The sequence below is a fragment of the Shewanella sp. 11B5 genome (assembly GCF_002836795.1).
Classification (GTDB): domain Bacteria; phylum Pseudomonadota; class Gammaproteobacteria; order Enterobacterales; family Shewanellaceae; genus Shewanella; species Shewanella frigidimarina.
Genome location: NZ_PJAP01000696.1, coordinates 1 through 1,996 on the forward strand (window position 1 = coordinate 1; position 1,996 = coordinate 1,996).

1 protein-coding gene and 1 pseudogene are annotated in these 1,996 nt (G+C 38.2%); both read left to right on the top strand.

The window, feature by feature from the left end:
• Positions 1–754: methyl-accepting chemotaxis protein (locus CXF78_RS15450; RefSeq protein ID WP_102037287.1), on the top strand; the 754-nt coding region annotated here is incomplete at its 5' end.
• Between the two features lie 478 nt (positions 755–1,232).
• Positions 1,233–1,996, top strand: a pseudogene (locus tag CXF78_RS15455) (GGDEF domain-containing protein); the annotation flags it as partial.

Consider the following 1,996-nt stretch of genomic DNA (forward strand, 5'->3'; position numbering starts at 1 on the left):
GCATCTAAATGAGCATGCTGAAAAAAGCATGGCTACTGCCGCAGACTTAAATCTTTCGGCCAATGGAATAAGTAGTTTAGTTTCATCTATCCAGCAAATTTCTGAACAAACCAATCTACTTGCTCTTAATGCAGCCATTGAAGCTGCAAGAGCAGGCGATGCAGGTCGTGGCTTTGCTGTGGTGGCAAGCGAAGTGCGCCAACTGGCCAGTAATGCTCATGATGCCAGCGCTAATATTGAAAAATTAGTCACCACGGTCATTGAACAAACAGAACAAATTAAGAGTGTGGTAATTACCAACCAAACTTGCTCTAGGGATATTGCAGTATCGTCAGAACAAATTGATCAAGTGGTGACTGATGTATTACAAAGCTCAGGCGTGATGAAACGAGTTATTGGTGAAGCCTCTATGACCGCTTTCTTAACAACAGTAAAACTAGATCACAGCGTATGGAAAAGTAATGTATACAGCGTGTTGGCAAATAAAGATCTAAATGCCTGTGTTAATAGCCACACTGAATGCAGACTTGGTAAATGGTATTACCAAGGCGAAGGTCAAAACTTTGCCAGTTTATCCAGTTTTAAAACTATTGAACAACCACATACAACCGTACACAGTGCAGGCAAAGCAGCTGTTATAGCCATGCAATCGGGTGATGAATCGACTATTTTGACTCATCTTGAAACCATGGAACAGGCAAGTATCGATGTGGTTCGAGCAATCGATCACTTGCTCATGCAAAGCCAGCAGTAAAATAACTTAAACCATTACAGTCCTTAAATATAAACCATTAAAAATCATTACTTAATCAACGGTTATGTGACGATTAGTTGTATTTACAATAATTTGCACTTTTTCAAGGTTAACAAACATCCAATATATTGATTTAAAAAAAGTATTACGGTCTAATAACATCATGGTAATTAGCACATAGTATTGTATGAGTTTTCTGAATGATTTTTTCCTGCTAAACGATGATAACAATGCAAATGAGTTAATAGACAACTGGCGAATAAGTGCACTAAGGATAATTTTATCCTCGGGTTTATTACTGTGCCTTGCGATCGCGTTTGACACCTTTAGCTCAGCCTTTCAGCTCAATTATTTATGGGTTATCGCGAATACTATTGGTTTTACTTCGATACTATTTTTACTGCTACTAGCCAGTAAGCGATTTTATCATGCTTGTGCACATCTACTCCTTGTAGCCATAGTGTTGGCAAGTTTTGTAATGAACTTAACTCTAACTGACTTAACCTTAGCGAAAATTGGCAGTATGCTGATATTTGTTTGTCCAGCGATTGCACTTATATTGTTAGGTCGTAGAGTGGCAATCTGTTATGCCTTATTAAACATCGCGCCATTTTATATCATTTTGCATGATATCGACCTGTCTCAATACACCAATATAGATAAGCAACTCCCTGATGCAAGTTGGTATATTACTGGAGTGATTTTTCTATTTTTTAATATCTGTGTGCCTTTAGCAGTAGCAAGAACCATTGTCGCGGCTAAACGTCTCAATGAAGCAACATTAAATTCAAACGCTTATCTAAAAAGTAAAAATGAGCTTTACCACACTTTTTTTGCAGAATCGACTACCCCGAAGATCATTGTCGATGATATGGGGAAAATCACTGATGCTAACCAACAAGCTATTGATTTACTCAAATTACCTAAAACATTAAATAGCGAAACGTTATTGCTTTCGTCTGTCATGCCAAACTTAAAAACTTGTGACGCAGCTAAGCAAGAACAAATATTGCACTTCAATAATACCTATCAGCGAGTTGTCCATCAGCAACTAACCGATGCTAACTTTTGTGTTTATGAATTTCATGATTGCAGCGCAGAACAGAGCATTAAAGCTAATTTGGCAGCCATGGAACAAGAGAACAGACGTCTACGTTATCGCGATGCACAAACACAGTTGCCGAACCGAGATTGGTTTGAACTGCAATGTGACCGCCTAATAGCAAAATATCGAAAAGGCTT